The 23,104-nt window shown below is 69.8% G+C and carries 22 protein-coding genes and 1 pseudogene; 15 read left to right on the forward strand and 8 right to left on the reverse strand.

Annotated features, from left to right (window positions below; genetic code table 11):
* The first annotated feature begins 60 nt into the window (after positions 1-60).
* Positions 61-453: a Sec-independent protein translocase protein TatB gene (gene tatB / locus UA75_RS04715; protein ID WP_075739192.1), complete on the forward strand. Its 393-nt coding sequence runs from the start codon at positions 61-63 to the stop codon at positions 451-453.
* A 381-nt stretch (positions 454-834) separates the two neighbouring features.
* On the opposite strand, the gene UA75_RS04720 is transcribed toward tatB, so the two are convergent.
* On the reverse strand, positions 835-1,989 hold the full coding sequence (locus UA75_RS04720) for an Mrp/NBP35 family ATP-binding protein (protein ID WP_075739194.1): 1,155 nt from the start codon (positions 1,987-1,989) through the stop codon (positions 835-837).
* 219 nt (positions 1,990-2,208) lie between these two features.
* Between UA75_RS04720 and UA75_RS04725 the strand changes: the two genes are divergently transcribed.
* From UA75_RS04725 to UA75_RS04755, 7 genes are all read left to right on the forward strand, one after another.
* Positions 2,209-2,727, forward strand: coding sequence for a MarR family winged helix-turn-helix transcriptional regulator (locus UA75_RS04725; RefSeq protein ID WP_075739196.1), 519 nt, complete (start codon positions 2,209-2,211; stop codon positions 2,725-2,727).
* 149 nt (positions 2,728-2,876) lie between these two features.
* Entirely contained in the window at positions 2,877-3,821 is a 945-nt protein-coding gene (locus UA75_RS04730) for an HpcH/HpaI aldolase/citrate lyase family protein (protein WP_404799984.1), read from the forward strand.
* A 473-nt stretch (positions 3,822-4,294) separates the two neighbouring features.
* Complete coding sequence (locus UA75_RS04735; protein ID WP_198042922.1) at positions 4,295-4,825, forward strand: general stress protein; 531 nt, start codon at positions 4,295-4,297, stop codon at positions 4,823-4,825.
* Between the two features lie 273 nt (positions 4,826-5,098).
* Positions 5,099-6,382 carry an ABC transporter substrate-binding protein gene (locus UA75_RS04740; protein ID WP_075743411.1) on the forward strand — a complete coding sequence of 428 codons (1,284 nt, stop codon included), beginning with the start codon at positions 5,099-5,101 and terminating at the stop codon, positions 6,380-6,382.
* 83 nt (positions 6,383-6,465) lie between these two features.
* Positions 6,466-7,347: a carbohydrate ABC transporter permease gene (locus tag UA75_RS04745; protein WP_232237800.1), complete on the forward strand. Its 882-nt coding sequence runs from the start codon at positions 6,466-6,468 to the stop codon at positions 7,345-7,347.
* Positions 7,347-8,192, forward strand: a complete 846-nt coding sequence (locus UA75_RS04750; RefSeq protein ID WP_075739202.1) for a carbohydrate ABC transporter permease — start codon at positions 7,347-7,349, stop codon at positions 8,190-8,192. The genes UA75_RS04745 and UA75_RS04750 overlap by 1 nt, the downstream gene beginning before the upstream one ends.
* 8 nt (positions 8,193-8,200) lie before the next feature.
* Positions 8,201-9,379, forward strand: a complete 1,179-nt coding sequence (locus UA75_RS04755) for an ABC transporter ATP-binding protein (protein WP_075739204.1) — start codon at positions 8,201-8,203, stop codon at positions 9,377-9,379.
* Positions 9,380-9,486: 107 nt separating this feature from the next.
* Here the strand turns inward: UA75_RS04755 and UA75_RS04760 are convergent, their stop codons facing one another.
* The 4 genes and pseudogenes from UA75_RS04760 to UA75_RS04770 form a co-directional block, all read right to left on the reverse strand.
* On the reverse strand, positions 9,487-10,335 hold the full coding sequence (locus UA75_RS04760) for a chromosome partitioning protein ParB (RefSeq protein WP_075743412.1): 849 nt from the start codon (positions 10,333-10,335) through the stop codon (positions 9,487-9,489).
* 33 nt (positions 10,336-10,368) lie between these two features.
* A pseudogene (locus tag UA75_RS31560) lies at positions 10,369-11,011 on the reverse strand (metallophosphoesterase family protein); the annotation flags it as partial.
* Positions 11,012-11,052: 41 nt separating this feature from the next.
* Positions 11,053-12,168, reverse strand: coding sequence for a hypothetical protein (locus UA75_RS04765; protein ID WP_157433994.1), 1,116 nt, complete (start codon positions 12,166-12,168; stop codon positions 11,053-11,055).
* 5 nt (positions 12,169-12,173) lie between these two features.
* Positions 12,174-12,692: a SigE family RNA polymerase sigma factor gene (locus UA75_RS04770; RefSeq protein ID WP_075739208.1), complete on the reverse strand. Its 519-nt coding sequence runs from the start codon at positions 12,690-12,692 to the stop codon at positions 12,174-12,176.
* A gap of 135 nt (positions 12,693-12,827) precedes the next feature.
* On the opposite strand from UA75_RS04770, the gene UA75_RS04775 reads away from it, so the two are divergent.
* On the forward strand, positions 12,828-13,907 hold the full coding sequence (locus UA75_RS04775) for a DUF2332 domain-containing protein (RefSeq protein WP_075743413.1): 1,080 nt from the start codon (positions 12,828-12,830) through the stop codon (positions 13,905-13,907).
* A 275-nt stretch (positions 13,908-14,182) separates the two neighbouring features.
* On the opposite strand, the gene UA75_RS04780 is transcribed toward UA75_RS04775, so the two are convergent.
* Complete coding sequence (locus UA75_RS04780) at positions 14,183-15,265, reverse strand: magnesium and cobalt transport protein CorA (protein ID WP_075743414.1); 1,083 nt, start codon at positions 15,263-15,265, stop codon at positions 14,183-14,185.
* A 338-nt stretch (positions 15,266-15,603) separates the two neighbouring features.
* On the opposite strand from UA75_RS04780, the gene UA75_RS04785 reads away from it, so the two are divergent.
* From UA75_RS04785 to UA75_RS31565, 6 genes are all read left to right on the forward strand, one after another.
* The gene (locus tag UA75_RS04785; RefSeq protein ID WP_075739210.1) at positions 15,604-16,719 is read left to right on the forward strand and encodes a DUF2332 domain-containing protein; all 1,116 of its coding nucleotides are present in this window, start codon (positions 15,604-15,606) and stop codon (positions 16,717-16,719) included.
* A 605-nt stretch (positions 16,720-17,324) separates the two neighbouring features.
* Positions 17,325-17,492, forward strand: a complete 168-nt coding sequence (locus tag UA75_RS32540) for a hypothetical protein (RefSeq protein WP_157433995.1) — start codon at positions 17,325-17,327, stop codon at positions 17,490-17,492.
* A gap of 60 nt (positions 17,493-17,552) precedes the next feature.
* Positions 17,553-18,122, forward strand: a complete 570-nt coding sequence (locus UA75_RS04790) for a PH domain-containing protein (protein WP_075739212.1) — start codon at positions 17,553-17,555, stop codon at positions 18,120-18,122.
* A 58-nt stretch (positions 18,123-18,180) separates the two neighbouring features.
* Entirely contained in the window at positions 18,181-19,050 is an 870-nt protein-coding gene (locus UA75_RS04795) for a PHP domain-containing protein (protein WP_083690627.1), read from the forward strand.
* Between the two features lie 67 nt (positions 19,051-19,117).
* Positions 19,118-19,924, forward strand: coding sequence for a RecB family exonuclease (locus UA75_RS04800; protein WP_075743415.1), 807 nt, complete (start codon positions 19,118-19,120; stop codon positions 19,922-19,924).
* A 16-nt stretch (positions 19,925-19,940) separates the two neighbouring features.
* Positions 19,941-20,258 (forward strand): hypothetical protein, encoded by a 318-nt coding sequence (locus tag UA75_RS31565; RefSeq protein ID WP_157433996.1) that lies wholly within the window; start codon positions 19,941-19,943, stop codon positions 20,256-20,258.
* A gap of 619 nt (positions 20,259-20,877) precedes the next feature.
* Here UA75_RS31565 and UA75_RS04815 read toward each other — a convergent pair.
* On the reverse strand, positions 20,878-21,765 hold the full coding sequence (locus UA75_RS04815) for an alpha/beta fold hydrolase (RefSeq protein ID WP_075739218.1): 888 nt from the start codon (positions 21,763-21,765) through the stop codon (positions 20,878-20,880).
* Between the two features lie 97 nt (positions 21,766-21,862).
* Complete coding sequence (locus UA75_RS04820) at positions 21,863-23,071, reverse strand: PQQ-binding-like beta-propeller repeat protein (protein ID WP_075739220.1); 1,209 nt, start codon at positions 23,069-23,071, stop codon at positions 21,863-21,865.
* Positions 23,072-23,104 lie beyond the last annotated feature (33 nt).

Here is a 23,104-nt window from a genome sequence, read left to right on the forward strand (position 1 = left end):
GGGTATCGGTTCTGAGCGGCGAAGCGGTTAGGCTGTCGAGGACGTCCCAGGGGGTGGCGAGTGTTCGACAGTGTGGGCTGGGGTGAGCTGATCGTCCTGCTCATCATCGGGCTGTTCATCTTCGGTCCCGACCGGCTGCCCGAGGCGGCGGCCTGGCTCGGGCGCTCGGTGCGCAAGGTGCGGGATTACGCCACCGGCGCCCGCCAGCAGCTGCGTGATGAACTCGGACCTGAGTTCGACGACCTCCAGAAGCCGCTGAACGACCTCCGGGGCCTGCGCAATCTCAATCCGCGCAGCATGGTTACCGAGCAGGCCCGCAAGCTGTTCGACGAGGAGCCGACGCCGCGCAATCGGACGAACGGCGCGAATCGCACGCCTGCGGCTGCTCCCCGGCCGGTGGAGCCCGCCCTGAAGCCCGGTGAGCGCCCGCCGATCGATCCCGACGCCACCTGAGCAGACTCGCCTGGTCGCGACCGGTCCGCTCCTGATCGGCCGCATCGACGCTGAAGACAGCTGCCGAGCCCGCACCCGGTCCGCCCGAATCCGCGAGCGCTCGGCCTGCGGAGGCTTCTCGGCGAGTGTCCATCGACCCGGGCGGGCCGTTCGGCCGCCGCCCCGTCTCGGACGTCGAACCCGGGCGCTCTCCGAGACGCCGCGCGCCGCGCGCTGACGGACCCGGCTCAGCCTCGTCGGTGCGTCGGGGCCGAGGCACGGTGACCGCATTCGCGGTGCGAACCGGCTTCGGCGAGGCGCAGCCCCGGCGCGCGTTCCGCGCCGGGGCCGAGGTGCGCCTCGACGCGGCGGCCGACGGGCGACCGCCGCGAAGGCGAAACCTCAGCGCTTGACCGGGGTGACCGACAGCATCTGGCCCGCGAGCCCCCTGGCCCGGACGGTGAGTCGCTTGGCGATGTCCGACAGCACCACCGAAGCGGGGGCGGTCGGCTCGGCGAGTACCAGCGGCGTGCCCGCGTCGCCCTGCTCCCGCAGGCGCTGGTCCAGTGGCACCTGACCCAGCAGCGGCACCTCGGCACCGACCGAACGGCTCAGCGAGTCCGCGACGAGCTTTCCGCCGCCGGACCCGAAGATCTCCAGCCGCGTCCCGTCGGGCATCTCCATCCAGGACATGTTCTCCACGACGCCCGCGACCCGCTGTCGGGTCTGCAGCGCGATCGCGCCTGCCCGCTCGGCCACCTCGGCCGCCGCCTGCTGCGGTGTCGTCACCACCAGCAGTTCGGCGTTCGGGACGAGCTGCGCGACGGAGATGGCGACGTCGCCGGTTCCGGGCGGGAGGTCGAGCAGCAGGACGTCCAGGTCTCCCCAGAACACGTCGGAGAGGAACTGCTGGAGCGCGCGGTGCAGCATGGGGCCGCGCCAGACCACCGGAGCGTTGCCGGGGGTGAACATGCCGATCGAGATGAGCTTCACGCCGTGGGACTGCGGCGGCATGATCATCGACTCGACCTTCGTCGGCTTGCCGCCCGCGCCGAGCATCCGGGGGATCGAGTGACCGTAGATGTCCGCGTCCACCACGCCGACCGACAGACCGCGCTGCGCCATGGCCACCGCGAGGTTGACGGTGACGCTGGACTTGCCGACCCCGCCCTTTCCGGAGGCCACGCAGTAGACGCGGGTCATGGAGCCGGGCTCGGCGAAGGGGATGCGCGGTTCGGCGGCGTCGCCTCGGAGCCCGCGACGGAGTTCCGCGCGCTGCTCGTCGTTCATCACGTCGAGTTCGACGAGGACCTCGCGGACACCGGGGACGGCGCTGACGGCCGTGGTGACGTCCTTGGTGATCCGGTCGCGCATGGGACAGCCTGCGACGGTCAGGTAGATCGCGACGGACACGACGCCGTCCGCCGCGATGGAGACGTCTTTGACCATCCCCAGCTCGGTGATGGGCCGGTGGATCTCCGGGTCCTCGACCCGGCCGAGCGCCTCGTGCACCGATGCGGACGAGGGGGTGGTGTCTGCGGGCTGCACAGTGGTCACTGCTGAGCACCGACCTTCCGGTACGGGATTCGCGTCTCTCACCCCGGCCTCGGGCAGCTCTCCTGCCTCCGGCCTGGGGTCGGGCGTCGCCCCTGGACAGGGGTCGAGCCGCTCAGCCCCATGCTACGGGCTGGCCCGACGGCTCCTCGTCGCCCTCTCGGCGATCTTTCTCGTCGATATCGTGCATCCGACTGGACGCGGTGAGTAACATCGACTTCTGTGGCGGATACCGGTCTTGCCCGATTACCGACGGACGAAGAGATGGCTGCGTGGCGTGCCTTCCTGCGCGCGCATGCGAGGGTCACCCGTTCGTTGGAAGCGGATTTGATAGCGGAGCAACGACTCTCGCTGGCTGCCTACGAAGTACTACTCCAACTGGCGGAATCCTCGGATTGCCGGCTTCGGATGACGGAGTTGGCCGATGCCGTGCTGCTTTCCAGATCGGGTGTCACCAGGCTGGTTGACCGGCTGGAACGTGCCGGACTCGTCCGTCGGAGTCGAGTCGACACGGATGGCAGGGGCGTGCTGGCGGTCCTCACCAGCCATGGCCTGGAAAGGCTGCGGACGGCCACCGAAACGCATCTGACGGGAGTGGTCCGATATTTCAGCTCGCAGCTCGCCCGCTATCAGTTGAACGTGCTGGGTGATACCTGCATGAAATTGGCAGAGGGAAAAATTCCTTCGCCGGCAGGCGAGGTGGACCCCACGACGATCACCGCTGCTGACAGCGGTGGGTAACCACCAGGTCAGCTGCGGGCCCTCCAGGGCGGCGCGGGCGGGTCCGGCTCCGCACCGAAGCCTGACCGCGCCGCGCCCGCTGCGGTCCTCCTAACATTCGCCGGGACGAGTCAGCCCCGAGGAGAGCGAGGATCACCGTGGTCGAGCGCATGCGCCCCCGTCGTTCATGCCTGGCCGTCCCCGGTTCGAGCCTGAAGATGATCGACAAGGCCAGGGGTCTGCCGGTCGACGAGTTCTTCCTGGATCTGGAGGACGCCTGCGCGCCCCCGGCCAAGGCGCAGGCACGACGCAACGCCGTCGAGTCGCTGACCGAGGGCGGCTGGGGCGGTCGCACCAGAGTGGTGCGGATCAACGGCCTGAGCACCGAGTGGGCCTACCGGGATGTGATCGAGGTGGTCGAGGGGGCAGGCGCCGATCTCGACTGTCTGCTGCTGCCCAAGGCGGAGTCCGCAGAGCAGGTCCGGTGGCTCGACGTGCTGCTGACTCAGATCGAGCTGGCGAACGGCCTCGAGGTCGGACGGATCGGCATCGAGGCGCAGATCGAGAGCGCGGGCGGCCTGGTGGCGGCCGACGAGCTGGCCCGGTCCTCGCCTCGGCTCGAGGCACTGGTGTTCGGGCCCGCGGACTTCATGGCCTCTCTCAACATGCGAAGTCTCGTGGTGGGGGAGCAGCCGCCGGGATATGACCGGGGCGATGCCTACCACTACGTGTTGATGCGGCTGCTCGTCGCGGCCAGGGCGGCAGGCATCCAGGCGGTGGACGGCCCGTATCTCCAGATCCGGGACGTCGACGGCCTGCGGCGGGTGGCCGCGAGTTCGGCCGCACTCGGCTTCGACGGCAAGTGGGTGCTGCACCCCGGCCAGGTCGACGCGGTCAACGAGGTGTTCTCCCCGAGCCAGGCGGACTACGACCACGCCGAGAACATCCTGGACGCCTACGCCTGGCACACCTCGGCGGCGGGCGGCGCCCGAGGCGCCGTGCTGCTGGGCGAGGAGATGATCGACGAGGCCTCGCGGAAGATGGCACTGGTGATCGCGGCGAAGGGGCGGGCGGCCGGACTCGTGCGTCGGGAGCCGTGGCGGCCCGAGGACTGATCGGACGGCTCGGCGTCGACGGCGGACGGCCGAACCGGGCCGGGCGATGACGGGCTCGGGGGCACCAGGTGGGGCGGGCGCAGGACGTCCGCTCGCCGGGCACCGGTGACGGCGGCTCCTCCTGAACCGACCCCGATGTGCACGGGCGACGGCGGGTCACGTGCGATGCGGTCGGGGGCCGCGAGCGCGCGGCGGCGAGTGTCCGGAGCACCCCGTCAGGGCCGAGACGACCCGCGTGGTCCCGCCTGCGCCACGCGGGTCCGGCGTCCGCCGCTGCGAACCCGAGAGTGCGTGCTCTGCCTGCCCTTTCGGGCGGCAATACGTCACATCGGGGGACGCCGTCGGGCGGAGTGGTCGCCCCCGCGAGCAGCATGGATCATGGGTATGTCTGATTCGTCGTTCTGTCGGGGGCGGAACTGTCAGGCGTGCCGATCGTTGGCAGGATGCAGGTTCTCACGTTCATGAGGGGAGACATGGTGACAAGTCCGTTCGGCGGTACCGGTGGCGGCTCGCCGGGAGCGCCCAGGCTGCCCACGCCCCCCACCGGGTGGCCTATCGGGTCCTACGCCACCTACGAGGAGGCGCAGCGGGCGGTGGATCACCTCGCCGACGGTGACTTCCCCGTCCAGGAGGTCACGATCGTCGGCGTCGACCTGATGCTGGTGGAGCGCGTGACGGGCAAGCTGTCCTGGGGGAAGGTCCTCGGCGGCGGCGCGGCCTCCGGCGCGTGGTTCGGCCTCTTCGTCGGTGTGCTGCTGAGTCTGTTCGGCAGCCCGGACGGCTTCATACTCGGCCCGATCCTCGTCGGCCTGGCCACCGGTGTGCTGTTCGGCGTCCTCTTCGCGGCGGCGACCTATGCCTCCGCCAGGGGACGGCGTGACTTCATGTCGGCCAGCCAGCTCGTGGCCGGTCGCTACGACGTGCTCTGCCAGCCGAGGCACGCGGAACAGGGGCGGGACATCCTGGCCAGGCTGGCGATGGGCCCCCGACGCACCACTTCCTGATCGACCCTCTCTCCGGACCTACGGCCCCGTTTGATAACAGGCTGGTGGCAGCCGCAGGCAATCCGCCCGGGGTTGTTGCGAGCCGTGATCTTCGGGCCTAGGTTTTACCCACCGTTCCCGAGGTGTGCGGGTTTTCACACTTCGTTCCTGGTTCTACCCCCGAAGGGGTGAGCCGCGGGATGGGCACAGTGAGGTGCCGGCCGTGTGTGGTGGTCCGGGTCGTCGATGACCACCCGGTTCGACTTCCCTCGGTGCGGCGGGAAGGAGACAGGGATGAACGGTCCCGCGACTCGGTCGCGGTCTGGGAGGGCGAAGGGGCGAAAGGCGGCCGTCGCCGCCACGGCTCTGCTCGTCGCACCGCTGGCGGGTTGTGCCGCCGGCGCGGACGACGGAATCACGATCAACCTGTATTACGCCCCGGAGCAGAACTTTCAGACCGTCGTCGACAACTGCAACGAGGAGGCCGACGGGCGCTACCGCATCGCCTACAACATCCTGCCGCGCGGCGCGGATGATCAGCGCACCCAGATGGCTCGGCGACTCGCCGCCGAGGACACCAGCATGGACATCCTCGGACTGGACATCACCTGGACCCAGGAGTTCGCGGGTGCGGGCTGGACACTGGAGTGGACGGGCGAGCACCGAGCCGAGGTGGAGGACGGCACCCTGGAGGGGCCGCTGGAGTCCGCCCGCTACGAGGACCGCCTCTACGCTGCGCCGAAGAACACCAACGTCCAACTGCTCTGGTACCGCACCGACCTGGTCGACTCGCCCCCGGAGACCTGGGGCGAGATGATCGAGCTGTCGCAGGAGCTGCGGGACGCGGGCGAGACCTACCAGGTCAACGCCACCGGCGCTCAGTACGAGGGCCTGGTCGTCATCTACAACAGCATCGTCGCCTCCGCAGGCGGCTCGATCCTCTCCGAGGACGGGACCCAGGCGGTCTTCGACGAGGGCGCGGTGCGCGGCCTCGAGGTGTTGCAGGACTTCGCCTCGGCGGGCGTCACCGACCAGTCCTTCACCAATGCGATGGAGGACGAGGCGCGGCTGGCCTTCCAGTCCGGCAACGGTGCGTTCCAGCTGAACTGGCCGTACGTCTACCCGGCCATGCAGTCCGAGGCCCCGGAGCTGGCGGAGAACGTGAGCTGGGCGCGGTATCCGGGTGTCGAGCCCGGCGTGCCGTCGCGGGTCTCCATCGGCGGCTTCAACCTCGGCATCAGCCGGTACACCGAGCATCCCGACGAGGCGTTCGAGGCCGCGTTGTGCCTGCGCAACGCGGAGAACCAGCAGTACTCCGCGATCAACGACGGCGTGCCGCCGACCATCGAGAGCGTCTACGACGAGCCCGAGATGGAAGACGCATACCCGATGAAGGACGTCATCCTGGAGGAGTTGCAGGATGCGGCGAACCGGCCGTTGACCCCGGCCTACCAGAACGTCTCGACGGTGCTGGCCGCCACGCTCTCGCCGCCGGGGAACATCGTTCCCGAGGCCACGGCCGAGGAACTGCGGCAGTCCGTTCAGGACGCCCTGGAGTCGAAGGGGGTCCTGCCGTGAGTGAGCCGACCGGTACCGCCGATCCGCAGCCCGCAGTCGCCGCACCCGGCGCGGTCACGACGTCCCGCCGCCGCAAGGCGCCGTTGTCGGAGGGCCGCAAGGCCGAGCGAAGGCTGGGCTGGCTCCTCTGTGCGCCTGCCGCGCTGGTGATGGTGCTCGTCACAGCCTGGCCGATCATCTACTCGGTGTGGCTGTCGTTGCAGCGCTTCGACCTGAAGTTCCCGGATGAGCGTGAGTTCATCTGGTTCGAGAACTACGTCACGGTGCTGACCAACGGCTACTGGTGGGGTGCCTTCGGCGTCACCGTGCTGATCACCCTGGTCTCGGTGGCGATCGAGCTGGTCCTGGGCATGGCCCTGGCCCTGGTGATGCACCGGACCATCGTCGGACGCGGCCTGGTGCGGACCTCGGCGCTGATCCCGTACGGCATCGTCACCGTCGTCGCCGCCTTCTCCTGGCGGTACGCGTGGACGCCGGAGACCGGCTATCTGGCGAACCTCTTCGGCGGGGGAGCCCCGTTGACCGAGCAGGCCAGCGCGCTGGGCGTCATCATCCTGGCCGAGGTCTGGAAGACCACGCCCTTCATGGCCCTGCTGCTGATGGCGGGCCTGGCACTGGTGCCGAACGACCTGCTCAAGGCGGCGGCCATCGACGGTGCAGGCGGCTGGCAGCGCTTCACCAAGGTCATCATCCCGGTGATGAAGCCCGCGATCCTGGTCGCCCTGCTGTTCCGCACCCTCGACGCGTTCCGCGTCTTCGACAACATCTACGTGCTCACCTCCGGAGCACAGGACACCTCCTCGGTGTCGATGCTGGCGCAGACGAACCTGATCAAGGGGCTGAACCTCGGCATCGGCTCCACGATGTCAGTGCTGATCTTCATCGCGGTGGCGATCATCGCGTTCATCTTTATCAAGCTGTTCGGCACCTCCGCGCCGGGCAGCGACAACGAGGGGAGGCGCTGATGGCCGCCTTCGGCGCGACCGCCACCAGGAACCGCAAGCTCGGCTGGACGCTGATCAACGCCGTCGTCGTGGTGTACGCCCTGGTGCCGGTGCTGTGGATCGCCTCGCTCTCGTTCAAGACCCCCGGCACGATCACCGACGGGAACTTCATCCCCCGCGAATGGACGCTGGAGAACTACGCGTCGATCTTCAGCACCGGACAGTTCATCCGTGCGCTGGGCAACTCCATCGGCATCGCACTCATCGCGACGCTGATCGCCGTGGTGCTCGGCACGATGGCGGCCTACGCCATCGCCAGGCTGACCTTCCCCGGCAAACGGCTGCTGGTCGGGGTGTCGCTGCTCATCGCGATGTTCCCGCAGATCTCCCTGGTGTCGCCGCTGTTCGAGATCGAGCGGGCCCTCGGGCTCTTCGACACCTGGCTGGGACTGATCCTGCCGTACATCACCTTCTCGCTGCCGCTGGCGATCTACACGCTGTCGGCCTTCTTCCGGGAGATCCCCTGGGAGCTGGAGAAGGCGGCGAAGATGGACGGCGCCACGCCCGCACAGGCCTTCCGGCGGGTCATCGCCCCGCTGGCGGCGCCGGGCGTGTTCACCACGGCCATCCTGGTGTTCATCTTCTGCTGGAACGACTTCCTGTTCGCGTTGACGCTCACCTCGACGGAGTCGTCGCGGACGGTGCCGGTGGCACTGTCGTTCTTCACCGGAGACTCGCAGTTCGAGGATCCGACCGGGTCGATCTCCGCGGCAGCCGTGGTGATCACGATCCCGATCATTCTGTTCGTGTTGTTCTTCCAACGCCGCATCGTCGCCGGGCTGACCTCCGGCGCTGTGAAGGGATGAGGTGACCAGTGGCTGAGATCGTCCTGGACAAGGTGACCAAGCAGTATCCCGACGGCGCGGTCGCGGTGAAGGATGTGGACATCGAGATCGCCGACGGCGAGTTCGTCATCCTGGTCGGCCCGTCCGGCTGCGGGAAGTCCACCACGCTGAACATGATCGCCGGGCTGGAGGACATCAGCGCGGGCGAGCTGCGGATCGCGGGCGAGCGGGTCAACGACCGCGCGCCCAAGGATCGGGACATCGCGATGGTGTTCCAGTCCTACGCGCTCTACCCGCACATGACGGTGCGAGAGAACATGGCCTTCCCGCTGCGGCTGGCCAAGGTCGACGACGCGACGGTGAACAGCAAGGTCGCCGAGGCGGCCAAGACGCTGGACCTCACCGCACATCTCGATCGCAAGCCCGCGAACCTCTCCGGCGGGCAGCGGCAGCGGGTCGCGATGGGGCGGGCGATCGTCCGCAGCCCCAAGGCGTTCCTGATGGACGAGCCGCTGTCCAACCTCGACGCCAAGCTGCGCGTGCAGATGCGGACGTCGGTGTCCAAGCTGCAGAAGAAGCTGGGCACCACGATGGTCTACGTCACCCACGACCAGACCGAGGCCATGACCCTCGGCGATCGCGTCGTGGTGATGCGGGGCGGTGCGGTGCAGCAGATCGGCTCGCCGCAGTTCCTCTACGACCACCCGGCGAACCTGTTCGTCGCCGGGTTCATCGGCTCGCCCGCGATGAACTTCCTGGCAGGCGAGATCGCCGACGACACACTGCGCACGCCGTTGGGCTCGGTGCACATCACCGACCGGACCCGGCGGCTCCTCGAGGCGTCGAAGGCGCCGCGCGAGGTCATCCTCGGCGTCCGTCCGGAGCACTTCGAGGACGCGGCTCTGATCGAGGAGTCGGTGCGGAGCAAGGGCGGGCTGTTCACCGCCGAGGTCGACGTGGTCGAGTCGATGGGTTCGGACAAGTACGTCTACCTGGCGGTCGAGGAGCGGGCGAGTTCCGCGGAACTGGACGAGCTGGCAGCCGACGCGGGGACCTCGGACGTCCCCTCGTCGGAGGGCCACCTCGTGACCAGGCTCTCCTCGACCTCGACGGCCAGGGAGGGCGCGACGCACGAGGTCTGGTTCGACGCGGACAAGATCCAACTGTTCGACCCGGCCGACGGTCGCAACCTGACCCGCGAGGCCTGAACCGCTGATCGGCCCATGCCGAGGTGACGGCGACGGGCGTCGTTCGACGACCAGCTCTGGTCGGTCGGGCGAGGCCCGTCGCCTGAGCGGCTCGCCCGCCGCCGCTGTCAGCGTCGCGCGACGCTGCTGCGGACGGCCGCGATCACCTCGTCGTCCCATCGATGGGTCCGCATCAGCCGGTAGCGTTCCTCCCCCACCGCGAGGTAGGCCTCGGCCTCGGTGCGGTCGCCGATCAGGTCGGCCTGCCGCAGCATCGCGATAACGGGGATGAACTCCTCCTCGTACCAGCGCAGCGCCACCGCCTGGCGGTCGAGAAACCGTCCCTCGTCCTGCATGACCCGGAAACCCCAGGCCTCGACGGTCTCGCTCAACTCCGTGTACCGCCAGGCGTCGGGGAGGGAGATCGCCGCCCTGGCCTCGCCCCGCAGCGGCACTCGTTCGAGGAACAGCCTGCGGTCGTTCTTCACCATCAGATCACCCCGGAAGCGGATGTCGCCCGCGTGCAGCATGGTGACGACCTCGGTGACATAGGCGTCGATCGTCTCCAGGCCCTGCGCCAGCGCCACCGACACCCGGTGGTGGCCGTCCTTGACGAAGTGCAGGTCGCCGATCCGGTAGACGTCGATCGGCGGCACCGACTCGCCGCGTCGCCGAGCCAGCGCCAGCCGTTCCCATCGCTCCCGGACTCGAGCCGAGGTCGGGCGGAAACGCCGGTCGAAGTCCCGCGTCCGGTCCACGCTGCCGACGATGGAGTCCAGCCGCAGCACCCGGAGGCCGATCCTGCGCTGCCCGCGCTGGCCGAGGGCGGACAGGACCTCGTCGAAGGGCAGCATCACGTTCACGTCGTCGGGCTCGCGGCGCAGCCACATGGCGAGCCGGGCCAACACCTGCCTGCGGCGGACGCGCAGGAAGTCGTACTCCGCGTCGGCTCTGGGGAATCCGGTGTCACGACGCATCGGGCTGCTCCTCACCACGGGCCGACCTGGCACGTCCAGCATGCGATAGCCGACCGCGTTGACCACTCGGGTGCCGTGCAGTTCCCGATCGCCCACCGGCTCGCCGAACGGATGGATATGGCCGTGGATCAACAGTCCGGGACGAAGCCGCCGGACGGTGGAGTGCAGGCTGCGGACGCCCCGGTGCGGCGGGTCCCCCCGGTCGCCGCAGCCTCGGGGCGGGGCGTGGGTAAGCAGGACGTCGACTCCGCCGCCGTCTCGGAGCCTGCGCAGGGCGACGCGCCGGGACAGTCTTCTGCCCCGGCGCGCCTGTTCTCGCTCGGTCCACTGATCGGGACCCGGTCGGTAGCGGATCGAGCCGCCGAGCCCGGCGATCCGGAGCCCGGCCACGTCCACCACCCGGCCGTCGGCGTTGACCGCACCCGGCGGGCCGGGCCACGTGACGGGCATCCCGGCGCGCAGCCACAGTCAGCGCCGCCGCCGATAGCCGGTGAGATCCCGATCATGATTGCCCGGCACGAAGACGCACGGCACTTCCAGCCGATCGCTGAGAGAGGCCAGGTAGTCGAACTCCGAGATCGCCCGCGCCCAGGATCAACTCCGCGCCCAGTCCGCGGAGGTCGGTGGACCAGAACCGTTCCACCACCTCGTCGGCCACCGCCAGCACCCCGGCCATGTGGCTGAGACTACGGGCGATCCCGGGGCGGGTGGTGGTGATCAGTCGCCGAACCAGCCGCCTGCGGGCTCCTCGAGGAAGATCAGCTCCTCCGCGAAGCGGACCATGCTTTCCTGGCCGCCGATCTCACGACCCTCCTCCGAATTCTCGTGATCCTGGAACGTCGTCTCCAGCCAACGTCCATCCGAGAGTTGGACCTGCAACACCGCGGACAGCGGCCCTTCGCTCGTGTCGCGGGCAGGCCAGAACGTGCCGTCGCGGTCACCCACCCGGACCGGTGTACCCGCGCCGTGCTCGGGAAGTCGATCCGGACTATCGGCGACGCGGGTCCACAGCGACAGGCTGGGCGACATGGGGTGGGCGTCCGGGGGGGTCAGGGAGAGGGTTGCCCCCCAGACATCGTCCAGCCGCATGACGCCGCTACCGCTGACCGTCAGGGCAGGCGGGAGCCAGCCCGGTTCCAGCGCGGCGTGGAACGGCGACTCCCCGCCAGGGCGGACGGATTCCGCCACCCGGTAGGCCACGTCCTCGGTGTCGGCGCCGGGGATGTCGCCGACCCTCACCGTCAGCACGGTCGAGTCGTCGGGCATCCACACCAGGTTGCTGCTGTGTCCTGGTGCGGAGTCCAGCATCGCGGGGGAGCCGTTGACGGTCGGGTCCCCACTCTCGGCGAGGTCCTCGGCCACGGTGTCCCAGTTGATCTCGTCCGGATCATATGCCGTGAACCGCACCACGTTCTCGATCAAGTCCTCCGGATCTCCCTGTTCGATCCCCTCCAGCGGCGCCCACCTCTGCGTCTGGGGAAACCCGCCCTCGACGTCGACGTTGCGGGAGACCTCGACGAAATCGTCCGGCAGCCAGCCCACCGTGTATCGCATGGGGATCGGCGGCGGGCCGGGCGGCTCGGCGACACGGGATTCCACGGTCTGTCCCGCAGGCGGTGCAGGCGCGGCAGCGGGTGGGAAGGCGCGCAGGGCGGTGGGTACGGCCAGCGCCCCGACCACTGCCACTACGGCGAGTCCGGTCAGGGCCCTTCTGCGCCGCCGTCGAGACCGCAGGGCAGGCAACCGCGCGGCCACCGGCTCCGCAGACGGAGCCTCCTCCGCCTGCCGTTCGAATGCCGCCTCGATCAGATGCTCGGTCCGTGAACCTTCCATGTCCGTCACCGCTCCTTCCCGCCGATTCGAGTGGAAATGGGTGCTGCCGATTCCGTCCCGCTGCGCAGCGTGGCCAGCGCGCGGGAGATGTTGCTGCGTGCCGTGCCCTCGGAGCAGCGCATGATCGACGCGATCTCCGCATGGGCGAGACCCTCGTAGTAGCGGAGCACCAGCGCGGCCCGCTGCCTCGGCGGCAGCCGCGCGATGCGGGTCAGCATCGCGTCGCGCTCGTCAAAGACCACGATCGGATCGTGGCCGGTCTCGACGAGTCCGCTGAATGATTCCGGCGGGACGCTGACGTCCCGCGTGGCGCGTCTGCGACGCCAGGACAGGAACTCGTTGGTCACCATCCGACGCACGTAGTGCAACGGCGAGTCCAGCGCCCCGATCCGTCGCCAGCGACTCTGGGCGCGGATCAGCACCTCTTGGACGATGTCCTCCGCGAGATGCGGATCGCAGGACAGCACCGTCGCATAGCGCAGCAGATCGCGAAGTCGGGTGGCGACGAAGTCATCGAACGTCACATGCCTGCCTTCCTGTTCCGGTCGCCCCTCACACGCGGGCAGCCGCCGGAACGTTGAACCGGACAGCCGAACTTCCTCGCCCGAGGCGTTGTCGGATGCGGAGCGTGACGCCCACGTACGGCTAGGGTGATGGCCATGCTGGTCGAGCTGTTCCGTGACGCGGCCCGTGCCTGTCTGCCCGCCAGCCCCCTGACCAACCTGCTGCTCGACTCCGTCGCCGACGACCTCGCCGAGAGCGGGCCGATGACCTCGGTGGTGTGCGGCCTGGAGCTGGGCGGGGCGGGCAGCGTCCCCGGACTGCGCTTCGCCGCAGCGGTGCACCACCTGGTGTTGTCGGGCCGGGCTCCGAAGCTGGCTCGCCACTACCCGACCGCGGGCGGTCGACTGGACCCGGCGACGTTCTGGCCCGCCGCCAGGGCGGCGATCCTCGCGGGATCCGACGGCGTCCGCGAGCGCGCCACGGCCACGGCGGTGCAGACCAACGAACCGGGCAGGATGGCGCCCTGCCTCGGCGGCCTCCAGGTGGCTGCGCAGGAGGCCGCCCGCCGGGTCGGCCGGTCGACTCCCTTCCCGATCCGGCTGTTGGAGATCGGGGCCAGTGGTGGGCTCAACCTCCGGCCGGACCGGGTGGCCCTCGAACTCGACGGCACCGTGGTCGGGGACGAGACCAGTCCGCTGCGGCTGGACCCGGCGTGGACGGGCAGGCCGTCCGCCGACCTGAGCGCGGAGCTGCGCATCGTCGAGCGAGCGGGCTGCGACCTGCACCCCTCCGACCCGAACACCGAGGAGGGCAGGCTGCATCTGTCGTCCTTTGTCTGGCCCGACAGCCTCGAGCGCTGGGATCGGCTGCAGGCCGCGCTGCGCCTGGCCTCGACGGACCCGATCACGGTGGATCGGGCCGCCGGACCGGAGTGGCTGGCGGACCGGCTCGCTGATCTCCCCGCCGACGTCCTCACCGTGGTGTGGCATTCGGTCGTCTGGCAGTACGTCTCGGCACGGGACCGGGCCCGAGGTCGCGAGATCCTGGCCGAGGCGGCAGCCCGGGCGACCGATCGCGCGCCGCTGGCCCTGCTGGTCTACGAGTCTCGTCGCATGCCGCCGGGCGCGCCGATGCCTTATCGCTTCGATCTGCTGCTGCGGCTGTGGCCGTCGGGACTGGCCGGACGACTCGGCACGGGCGGCGGCCACGGCATCCCGTTCACCTGGCTCGGCTGATCGGCCGGGCGCGGCGCCTCCCGGGGGCGAGGTCGATCACGCGATGGGCGGCGGCGCCGTCGGGATCGAGCCGCCCGACCGAGCGCACTCGCCACCGGCGACGGTGCGAGGCCTGGTCAGCCCCAGTCGGGTACCCCGTCGACCGCGATCAGCACGGTCACGGCGGTGATCCAGAGCAGGATGCCGGCCAGGGCCCAGAAGCGAAGGCTGCCGATGAGACGGATCACCGTGTCACCGTCCTCTCTCTCGTGGTCTCGGGTGCGCTCGACGGCGGTCTACAGCCAGCCGTTGCGGCGGAAGGTGCGGTACAGGGTCAGACAGCTGGTGAGGATGACCAGCAGGACGACCGGATAGCTGTACTGAAAGTGCAGCTCGGGCATGTAGTCGAAGTTCATGCCGTAGATGCCCGCGATCATGGTGGGAACGGAGATGATCGCCGCCCACGAGGTGATCTTGCGCATGTCGCTGCTCTGGCGAAGCGTGATCTTGGCCAGCGCGGCGTCCACCAGCGTGGTGAGCAGCTCGTCGAAACCCGCGACCTGCTCGGACACCTTCGTCAGGTGGTCCTCGACATTGCGGAAGTAGGAGCGGACCTCCTCCGGCACCAACGGGGTGTACCCGTCCGCGAGTCGACGCAGCGGCGTGCCCAGGGGCTTCACCGCGCGACGAAGCTCCATGACCTCGCGCTTGAGCAGGTAGATCTGCTCGGCGTCGACCGTGGTCTTCGGGGCGAAGACCTTCGTCTCCATCTCGTCGATGGCGGACTCCATGACGGCGCCGACGGCGAGATAGCTGTCGACGACCTGGTCCGCGATCGCGTGCAGCACGACGGCGGGCCCCGAGGCCAGGTGCTCGGGGTCGGCTTCGAGTGCTCGCCGCATCCCGGCCAGCCCGGAGTGACTGCCGTGCCGGACGGTGACCACGAAGTCGCGACCGAGGAAGACCATCATCTCGCCGCCCTCCACGACCTCGCCTGCCTGGCCTGCGGGCTCCGTCACATAGCGGACCGTCTTGAGCACCATGAAGAGCGTGTCGTCGTAACGCTCCAGCTTGGGACGCTGATGCGCGTGGACGGCGTCCTCCACGGCCAGCTCGTGCAGCTCGAAGGTCTCGGCGACGCCCTTGATGTCGTCTTCGGTGGGTTCGTGCAGCCCGATCCAGACGAACCCCGCTCCACGCCTGCGGACCTCCGCGACGGCCTCACCGTGGGTCCATCGACCGGGCAGCCGGCTGCCGTCCACGTAGACGGCGCAGTCGACCACCGAGTTCAGCCCGGCGGGTTCGGGCGAGGGCAGCCTGCGAGCAGCGGGAGAGCGCGTGCTGCGACCGCGCAGGACGAGCGAGGGGAGAACTGCCATCATGACCTCCGGTGCACCAGGGGAGGAGCCTTCTCGACTGCTCGGAATCGAGCGGTGGAACGAGAGGCGCCCCTGCCGGTGACCGGGAAGTCAGCGCTGGCTGCGAGTCTTCGAGGACAGGGACGCGGGTGTACTGCTGGGCGACGGACTATCGGCGCTGCTCAACGATCCCCACCTCCTTGCGCTCGGCCGTCGTCCTGGACGGCAGGTCAGCTCTGGTCGCCCGCCCAGCGTACTCGGGTGCCGGGCAGACTGGGGCGGCCCGGTAGGCAAGGCCGAATCCCGCCTCGGGCTCACCCGAGGAGCTGCCCGTCGTTCGGGCCCGTCAAAGGAGACGTATGCACGGTACGGAACTGGAACTGGTCCGGCGCAGACTCCGGGACTTCGCCGAGTCCGACCGGACCGCCGCCTCGCCGCTCTATCGGCACCTGGCCGCGCACGCCGCCGCCGACCCCGAGGTCTCCAGTCTCCTGGCGACGGCTCCGCCGCAGTCCGCCGTTCCGCCACTGCTGCTCGCGGCGGCGCATCGGCTGATCCAGGCCGAGCCGTGGCTGACCCTGTCCAACTACTACCCGACGCTCGGCGGGACCTTCGGCGTCGATCAGCAGACCTGGGGCCTGTTCCGCGACTTCCTGCTCGAACGGTCGGACCGGGCGACCCGGCTCATCTCCACCCGCACCGTGTGCGACGAGGAGGTGGGCCGGGCGGTGCTGATCTATCCGGCGCTGGCGATGATCGCCAAGCAGGCCCGCGCCCCGCTGGGACTGCTCGCCGTGGGCTCCGGCTCCGGGCTGCTGCTCAACCCGCACCGCTACGGCTATCGGTACCAGGGGGCGGGCGTCGGCGAGGTGGTGTCGGGGCCGAAGAAGACGCCCCTGGTGCTCAGCGCCGCCCTGCGGACGGCCGACGGAGTCTCCCTGCCGCCGTTGCCCGCGAAGCTCGCCGTCGCGGCCCGGGTCGCCCTCGATCGGGTCACGATGGACCTGGCCGATCCCGACGACGTCGCCTGGATGGAGGCCTGTGTCTGGGCTGATCAACCTGATCGGCTCCGCCGCTTGGAACTCGCTGTGTCCATTCAGCGCCAATCGCCCCCCGAACTGGTGATCGGAGACCCGGTCGAAGGATTGGCCGACGCGGCCGCCCGAGTTCCTCGCGAGGTGCCGCTGGTGATCATCCAGGGGCGCAGTCTCGCGGGCGAGTCCGCCGAGCGGCGCGCGGACTACGCCAGGCGGCTCGCGGAACTCGGCGCCGGTCGTCCACTCTGGTGGGTCGGCGTCGAGCCGGACTTCTCGACGCTGCGGGCGATTGCTCCGTCCCTCGCGCCTGTCGAGGCGCAGGCGCCGGGAGTCGATCATCTGTTGGCGGTGGTTCGGTGGCGGGACCGGGTGCCCGAAGCGACCGTCCTTGCCCGAACGGATGCACACGGTCGGCGCATGGACTGGGGGCTGATCTGACTTTGGGTAGTCGAATCCGCCTCGCTCGCCAGTTGTTCGCCGGTCAGTTAATCAATTCAGCCCAGAGGTGGCTGCGGTGAGTGTTCTTGTCCGCGCCGGAGCGGCTCCGGGACGCCCCCGAGGTGTGTCGAAGATCGCATTTCGGCGGACGTCGGAGCCTTTCCGGTGCTTCGACCTGGACTTTCGTCGATCGAAGCGGACAATGTGGACGAATGCCCAAGATTCACTCCGTCGGGGCGCCGGCGGCGGGCTCGTCGCGGGCAGGCGCGGTGCCCCTGGCGGCCGGACGGGCCGTCTCACCTGGACTCGCGTCTGGTCTAAGGGGTTCGATCAAGATCACTTAGGGCGACCGTCGGGTGATCGACTGATCGAGTGATCGCGGCTTCGGGGACGATCTCCGCGACGGTTGCTGACCGGCGGTGGATCACCCGAGTGACAGATCGTCCGTATAGTTCACCCGGATCGCCCATTGGCACGGAGCGTAATCAGGTTCAGGCTGGTGTGCGAAATCCCGACCCGAGCGCGGGACATGTCTGCCGGCGGGCGGCAGAGTGCGGTACAACGGATCAGCAGGGCGCCTGCAGTGGTGCAGCTAGCAGACGGGGATGGTCGTCGTGAACCTCAAGAAGATCCTCATGTTCGCTGGGATCGCGTTGCTCCTCTTTCTCCTGATCACCCAGCCCAACGAGTCCGCCAACATGGTCCAAGGCATCCTCGCCACGCTCCAGGGCGCAGCCGAGGCGATCATCACGTTCGTTCAGAATCTGTTCTGAGCAGGTCGGCGCACCGGCTCCCGGGGCCGGTGCCGACCTGGAGCGAGGAGTCGTGGCACTGTGCTTGCACCCAGAGATCCAGACGAGTACCTGCTTGAGAGCGAGCGACGCGTCATCAGAGTGCGCAGGCACTGGGCGAGCATGCTCTGGGACATCTTCGAGGCCACGGCGCTGCTCGTCGGCTTGATGCTGATCTCGGGCCTGATGCCGCCCGGCACCGCGCTCATCCAGAACATCCTCTGGTACGCGGGCCTGCTCGTGGTGCTCCGCTTCTCCTACTACGTGATCGAGTGGTGGGTGGAGCGGATCGTCGTCACCGACAAGCGGTTCATGCTGACCACCGGCGTCTTCGAGACCAACGTGGCCATGATGCCCGTCACCAAGGTCACCGACCTGACGTTCCGCCGCACCCTCATGGGTCGCTTCTTCGGGTACGGCACGCTGGTGATCGAGTCGGCGGGCCAGATCCAGGCCTTGAACAAGGTCGAGTACTGCCCCAACCCCGAGGAGATCAACGACGCGATCTCCGAGCTGGTCTTCGGGGACAAGAAGGCTCAGTCCGAGCGCTTCTCGATGATGAAGGCCCGTCGCGCCGCGCTGGGCCGACGTCGGGTCGGCGCCCGGCGGTGACCGCCCCGGATCGGGGCGTCGTTCACCCCGGCGAATCCCGCTGAACGACACTGTCCGGGTGCGCATCGATCTGCATACCCATTCGACGGCGTCGGACGGCAGCGACGCTCCCGAGGAACTGGTCCGCCTTGCGGCACTGGCCGGCCTCGACGTCGTGGCGTTGACCGACCACGACACGACCGCAGGCTGGGACCGGGCCACCGCCGCCCTGCCCGCCGGACTGCGGCTCGTTCCCGGTGCCGAGCTCTCCTGCGCGGCCCGCGACGAGACCGGCAGACCCGTCACGGTCCACCTGCTCGCCTACCTCTTCGACCCCACCGCATCGGAGATCGTCGAGGAGCAGGCCCGGCTGCGCGCGGAGCGCCGGACCAGGCTGCGGCTGATGGCGGAGCGGATGGTGGAACAGGGACACCCCATCGACGTCCCCGCGCTCTTCGCCGCTCTCCCGCCCGATGCGCCTGCGGGCCGACCTCATCTCGCCAGGGCGCTGATGCAGGCAGGCGTGGTCGAGAGCGTGGACGAGGCGTTCCGGCGTTTCCTGGGCACCGGCGGACGATTTCACCTCGGCCGCACCGACACTCCGGTGCTGCGGGCCGTGGAGATGATCCGCCGTGCAGGCGGGGCGACCGTGTTGGCGCACCCCTTCGCGAGGAGCCGAGGCCCGGTGGTCGATGCGCAGACCATCGCGGAGCTGGCGGAGGCCGGTCTCGCGGGCGTCGAGGTCGACCACCCGGATCACGATCTGCCGACCAGGCGAGAACTGCGCGGCCTCGCGGGCGAACTGGGCCTGTTGACCACCGGTTCCAGCGATTATCACGGGACGAACAAGACCCTCAGCCTCGGCGAGGAGACCACCGACCCGGCGCAGTTCGAGGCTCTGGTTGCACAGACCAGCGGCACCGAGGTGCGGGTCGGTCTCGGACGGTGACGATCCCGCCGATGTCCACACCCGCGCTGCCGGCTACGGTGTCCTGGTGCAGTTGGGCCTGGAGGGAATGCCGAGCAGACTGGTACGGGTGACCCCGGCCAGGCTGGCCCGCTGGGCGGACTGCCCTCGTCGCTATCGGCTGACCTATCTGGACCGCCCGGCGCCTGCCAGAGGCGGCGCCTGGGCACACAGCACCCTCGGCGCCGTCGTGCACAACGCCTTGCGCGCGATCTTCGCGATGCCTGGTCGAGGCCGGACGCTCGCGGCTGCGTCGGCGGAGATCCGACGACACTGGAAGAGCGACGGCTTCCGGGACGCGGCGCAGGCCGCCGACTACCGCGAGCGGGCGGAGAACTGGGTCTCGGACTACGTCGAGGACGCCGACCCCGATCTGGAACCCGTCGCCCTGGAGCGCTGGGTCTCCGCGTCTGCCGGGACGATCGTGGCGGAGGGGCGCGTCGATCGCATCGACGCCCGCGGCGGCGAACTCGTCGTCGTCGACTACAAGACCGGCAGGCACGGCGTCACCGTGGACGATGCCAGGGACTCCCAGGCACTGGCCCTGTACGCGTTGGCGGCGCGACGGACCCTGCGCAGACCGTGCAGGCGGGTGGAACTCCACCACCTGCCCACCGGTTCGGTGCAGTCCTGGGAGCACGACGAGTCCTCGATGGACGAGCATCTGAATCGGGCCTCGGCGACGGCCGAGCAGTTGCAGTCGGCCTCGGACGATCTGAGCGCGGGCGGCGACGCGGACCGGCTGTTTCCGACGAGGGCAGGCCGTCGATGCTCCTGGTGCGAGTTCCGGAACTCCTGTGCGGACGGCCGCGCCGCCGCGCCGCCGCTGGACTCGTGGGCGCTGCTCCGACCGTGAGCAGATGATCATGGCGATGACTTCGGGTTCGAAGACGGTGAGAATGACCGAGCAGGCGAGCATGGCGGGCAGGCTGTTGCGCGGGGTGAGCGGCGCGATCACTGCGGGGCTCGTGATCCTGGCGCTGACGATGATCATCGCCCAGCTGGTGGCGACGAGAGCCAGCTATCCGGGACCGGGGTGGGCGGTGGTTGTCGTGCACCTGCTGTTCGCGATCGGTGCCGTGCTGCTGCAACGCGCCTCGGACCGGCGACGGACCGCGGTTCGCTGGTGGGGCCCGCTGATCGTCCTGGTCCTGGCAGGCGCGCTGCTGTGGTTCTGGTGGTGGCAGTGACCGCTCTCGCGGTGCTCTGACCCGTGAGGGCGTGGCCGACGCCGCGGGTGTGCCGTCGTCGCGGATCGGACAGCTCTCCCGGCGGCAGTGCCGGGGTGGCGTGTTTCGAAGAGGGTGGGATCGGGCGAACCGTTCATGTTCGGCCGGACCGTGCGTGGGGCACCGCCGGCTTCTCCCGCCGTCTCGTCGTCGAAGGACGTCGATCGGTGCCTGGTGACGAGCGGCTCTGGTCGGTCGGCGATGCGACCGCGCCTCGGCTGCGATCGGGACGACGGCCGAGCCGTGCGCGGCAGACGGACATCGGTGTCGAGACTCGCCCGGCGCTGCGCTGATCGAGGCGGACCCCGGCGGTACCGGGTCTCGATGTCCCGGATGCACCGGAGAGCATCGCGCGCCGCCGAGCATCGTGTCGCGCCGAGCAGGCGAACTCTTGATCGGATCGCGCGCCGCCGACCCGCGACGATGCCGATGCGCGCGAGTCCTGTCCGGATGAGCGTGGCCGGTGAGAGGTGCGTGGCAGGCAGCCCACTCGGCGTGACCAACGGCCCGCCTGCCGCGGATCTGCGGAGCTGTGCATCGAGCGGTGACGCTGCGTCGACACTCGAGGGTGGTCCCGCCGTCAGGCGATCCAACGCCGCCAAGTGGACAGCAGCACCGCCAGCAGGCCCGCCGGGTTCTCCGTGTTCGGACTGTGCCCGGCGGAGTCGATCAGGACGAACTCGCCGTCGAGACGCCGGGCCATGTCTCGCTGGGTGTCGATCGACCAGGCATCGTCGTCCACACCGGACGACACCAGGACGGGGGTCCCGGCCCTCGTGAGCGCGGTCGCCAGCTCGGCGACGCGGTCGGGTTCGTGTCGCAGTCCGTCGGCCATGCCGAGCAGGCTCGCGGGCGACGAGGCCAGGAAGCGCCTCCGCAGGTACGCCCGCAGCTCGGCGGGCTGTGCCTGGCGGGCGGGCGACGCGGTGTCCTGTGCGTCGCGCAGACGCTCGGCGGCCTCGATGCCGTGTTCGACCAGGATGGGCTCGCCCAGGTCCAGGGTCTGTCGCCGAGGTCCGGGCGGCAGGGCGCCCGGACCGGTGTCGAGCAGCACCAGGCCGTCGACCGGTGCGCCCGCCAGGACCGCTCCCCGTGCGACCAGTCCGCCGTAGGAGTGGCCCAGCAGGATCAGCGGCCGTCCCGCTACCCGCAGATCCTCGATGAGCTTCGCGACCACCTCGCCGAGCGGCAGGGGCAGATGGTCGGCTCGATCCGGCAGGGCCTGCGATTCGAACTGGCCGGGCAGGTCCACCGCCACCGTGTCGAAGCCCGCCTCGGCCAGCGGGTCCAGCAGCGGCGCGAAGTCCTCCTTGGCGCCCGTGTAACCGGGCACCAGCACGATGGTCGCCTTCGGCGTCCGGCCGGTGGCCGGGCGGGCGCGCAGCGCGGCCAGTTCGCCGGGCCCGCCGGGCAGCCTGACGTGCTCGGCGTGGTGCGGGGAGATCTGGGAGGCACGAAGGACGGTCACGCATTCGAGTCTGCCGCATCGACTCGGCGATCGGGAGAGGTGTTCGCCTGCCCCGAGCCGCCGCGTCGCGACGCGGCATCGAACGGCCTAGCCCGCCTCAGCGCAGCGCGACGAGCGTGTCACCGCGTTGTTCGAGCAGGATCGGACCGATCGAGTCCATGACGATCGGCCCGTCGTGGTCGCCGCGATCGACGGGGAAGTCACCGAGCCGTTCGCCGGTGGCCGGGTCCAGCACGGCGAGGCCGTCGGGGACCGGGACGAGCAGGACTCCCGCGAACGACGTGCCTGCGCCCATGGTTTCCGACATCGTCCAGAGCAGGCGGCCGTCTTCGGCGGACAGCGCCGCGGTCGAGCCGCCCGCATGCCAGAAGACGTGCTCGTCGGTGATCGTCGTGAGCGGCACCGACGACGTGGACTCGGCGAACTGCTCCCCGGTGAACGGCAGCGGGAAGTGGTCGGTCCGGAGGCCCTCGGAGTCGTAGACGGTCAGGGTGGGCGGGCTCGGCGTGGCGATGACGGTGAACACGTCGGAGGTCGCGACCAGCGCCGCGTCCGCCTCGTCCAGCGGGACGCTGAAGTCCTCCTCCGGCTCGTCGTTGTCCTCCGGCCTGGCCGACAGCACCGTGAGCCGCTCGTTGGCGTCCTCGGCGCAGCGCTCGATGACGGCGAGTCGGGCCTCGCCCGCGGCGAAGGCACGGTGTTCGCAGTCGACTCTCGGCTGCCGGTCGGGATTGACCAGCGCGGGAACTCGGCCGTACTGGAGGGTCCGTACGAGGTTGGAGCCCCACACCTCGGTGATGTGCCTGCCGGTCGCGGTCAGGTAGGTGCCGTCGCCGAGCAGCGAGGTGCCCGGCTCGGCGTCGGTGTTGCGCTGGGGGCCGCGCTCCCCGGTGTCACCCTCCAGCGAGGTGACCTCGCTGCAGTTGCGCGATTTCCGATAGACCGCGACGGCGCGGTCCCACTGCGCACCCACCGTGCACAGGGGCAGGTCTCGTTCGTAGCTCCACCGCTCCTCGCCGCTGAACGGATCGAGTCCTCGAACGGCGCTGCCCGCACCGACGACGACCGAGGGGCCCGCCACCGCAGGTCGATCGGTGGCAGGACTCGGTGCGCTCCACACCTCCGCGAGGGAGGGGGGAAGGCCGGTGGGCGGGGCGGGAACCTCGGCGGGCTCCGACGCCGTCCGCAGCGTGGTCGCCCGCAGGTCTCCGGTGTGCCACGACACAGCCCCCACCACGAGGGCGGTGACGACGATCAGCCCGACGACCAGCACGTCGACCTTCGTTCGTCGTTCTGGTCGAACCATCTCCCACCCCGGCTGTCCTCGCCGCGAGGGTCC

This window comes from Actinoalloteichus sp. GBA129-24 (assembly GCF_001941645.1).
Lineage (GTDB): Bacteria > Actinomycetota > Actinomycetes > Mycobacteriales > Pseudonocardiaceae > Actinoalloteichus_A > Actinoalloteichus_A fjordicus.

Coding starts and splice junctions, on each gene's coding strand:
- UA75_RS04730 (WP_404799984.1), top strand. CDS start 2,877: ATGCGCCCCCGTCGTTCATGCCTGGCCGTCCCCGGTTCGAGCCTGAAG.
- UA75_RS04735 (WP_198042922.1), top strand. CDS start 4,295: ATGGTGACAAGTCCGTTCGGCGGTACCGGTGGCGGCTCGCCGGGAGCG.
- UA75_RS04740 (WP_075743411.1), top strand. CDS start 5,099: ATGAACGGTCCCGCGACTCGGTCGCGGTCTGGGAGGGCGAAGGGGCGA.
- UA75_RS04750 (WP_075739202.1), top strand. CDS start 7,347: ATGGCCGCCTTCGGCGCGACCGCCACCAGGAACCGCAAGCTCGGCTGG.
- UA75_RS04760 (WP_075743412.1), bottom strand. CDS start 10,335: ATGCGTCGTGACACCGGATTCCCCAGAGCCGACGCGGAGTACGACTTC.
- UA75_RS04765 (WP_157433994.1), bottom strand. CDS start 12,168: ATGGAAGGTTCACGGACCGAGCATCTGATCGAGGCGGCATTCGAACGG.
- UA75_RS04775 (WP_075743413.1), top strand. CDS start 12,828: ATGCTGGTCGAGCTGTTCCGTGACGCGGCCCGTGCCTGTCTGCCCGCC.
- UA75_RS04780 (WP_075743414.1), bottom strand. CDS start 15,265: ATGGCAGTTCTCCCCTCGCTCGTCCTGCGCGGTCGCAGCACGCGCTCT.
- UA75_RS04785 (WP_075739210.1), top strand. CDS start 15,604: ATGCACGGTACGGAACTGGAACTGGTCCGGCGCAGACTCCGGGACTTC.
- UA75_RS32540 (WP_157433995.1), top strand. CDS start 17,325: ATGGTCGTCGTGAACCTCAAGAAGATCCTCATGTTCGCTGGGATCGCG.
- UA75_RS04800 (WP_075743415.1), top strand. CDS start 19,118: ATGCCGAGCAGACTGGTACGGGTGACCCCGGCCAGGCTGGCCCGCTGG.
- UA75_RS31565 (WP_157433996.1), top strand. CDS start 19,941: ATGACTTCGGGTTCGAAGACGGTGAGAATGACCGAGCAGGCGAGCATG.
- UA75_RS04820 (WP_075739220.1), bottom strand. CDS start 23,071: ATGGTTCGACCAGAACGACGAACGAAGGTCGACGTGCTGGTCGTCGGG.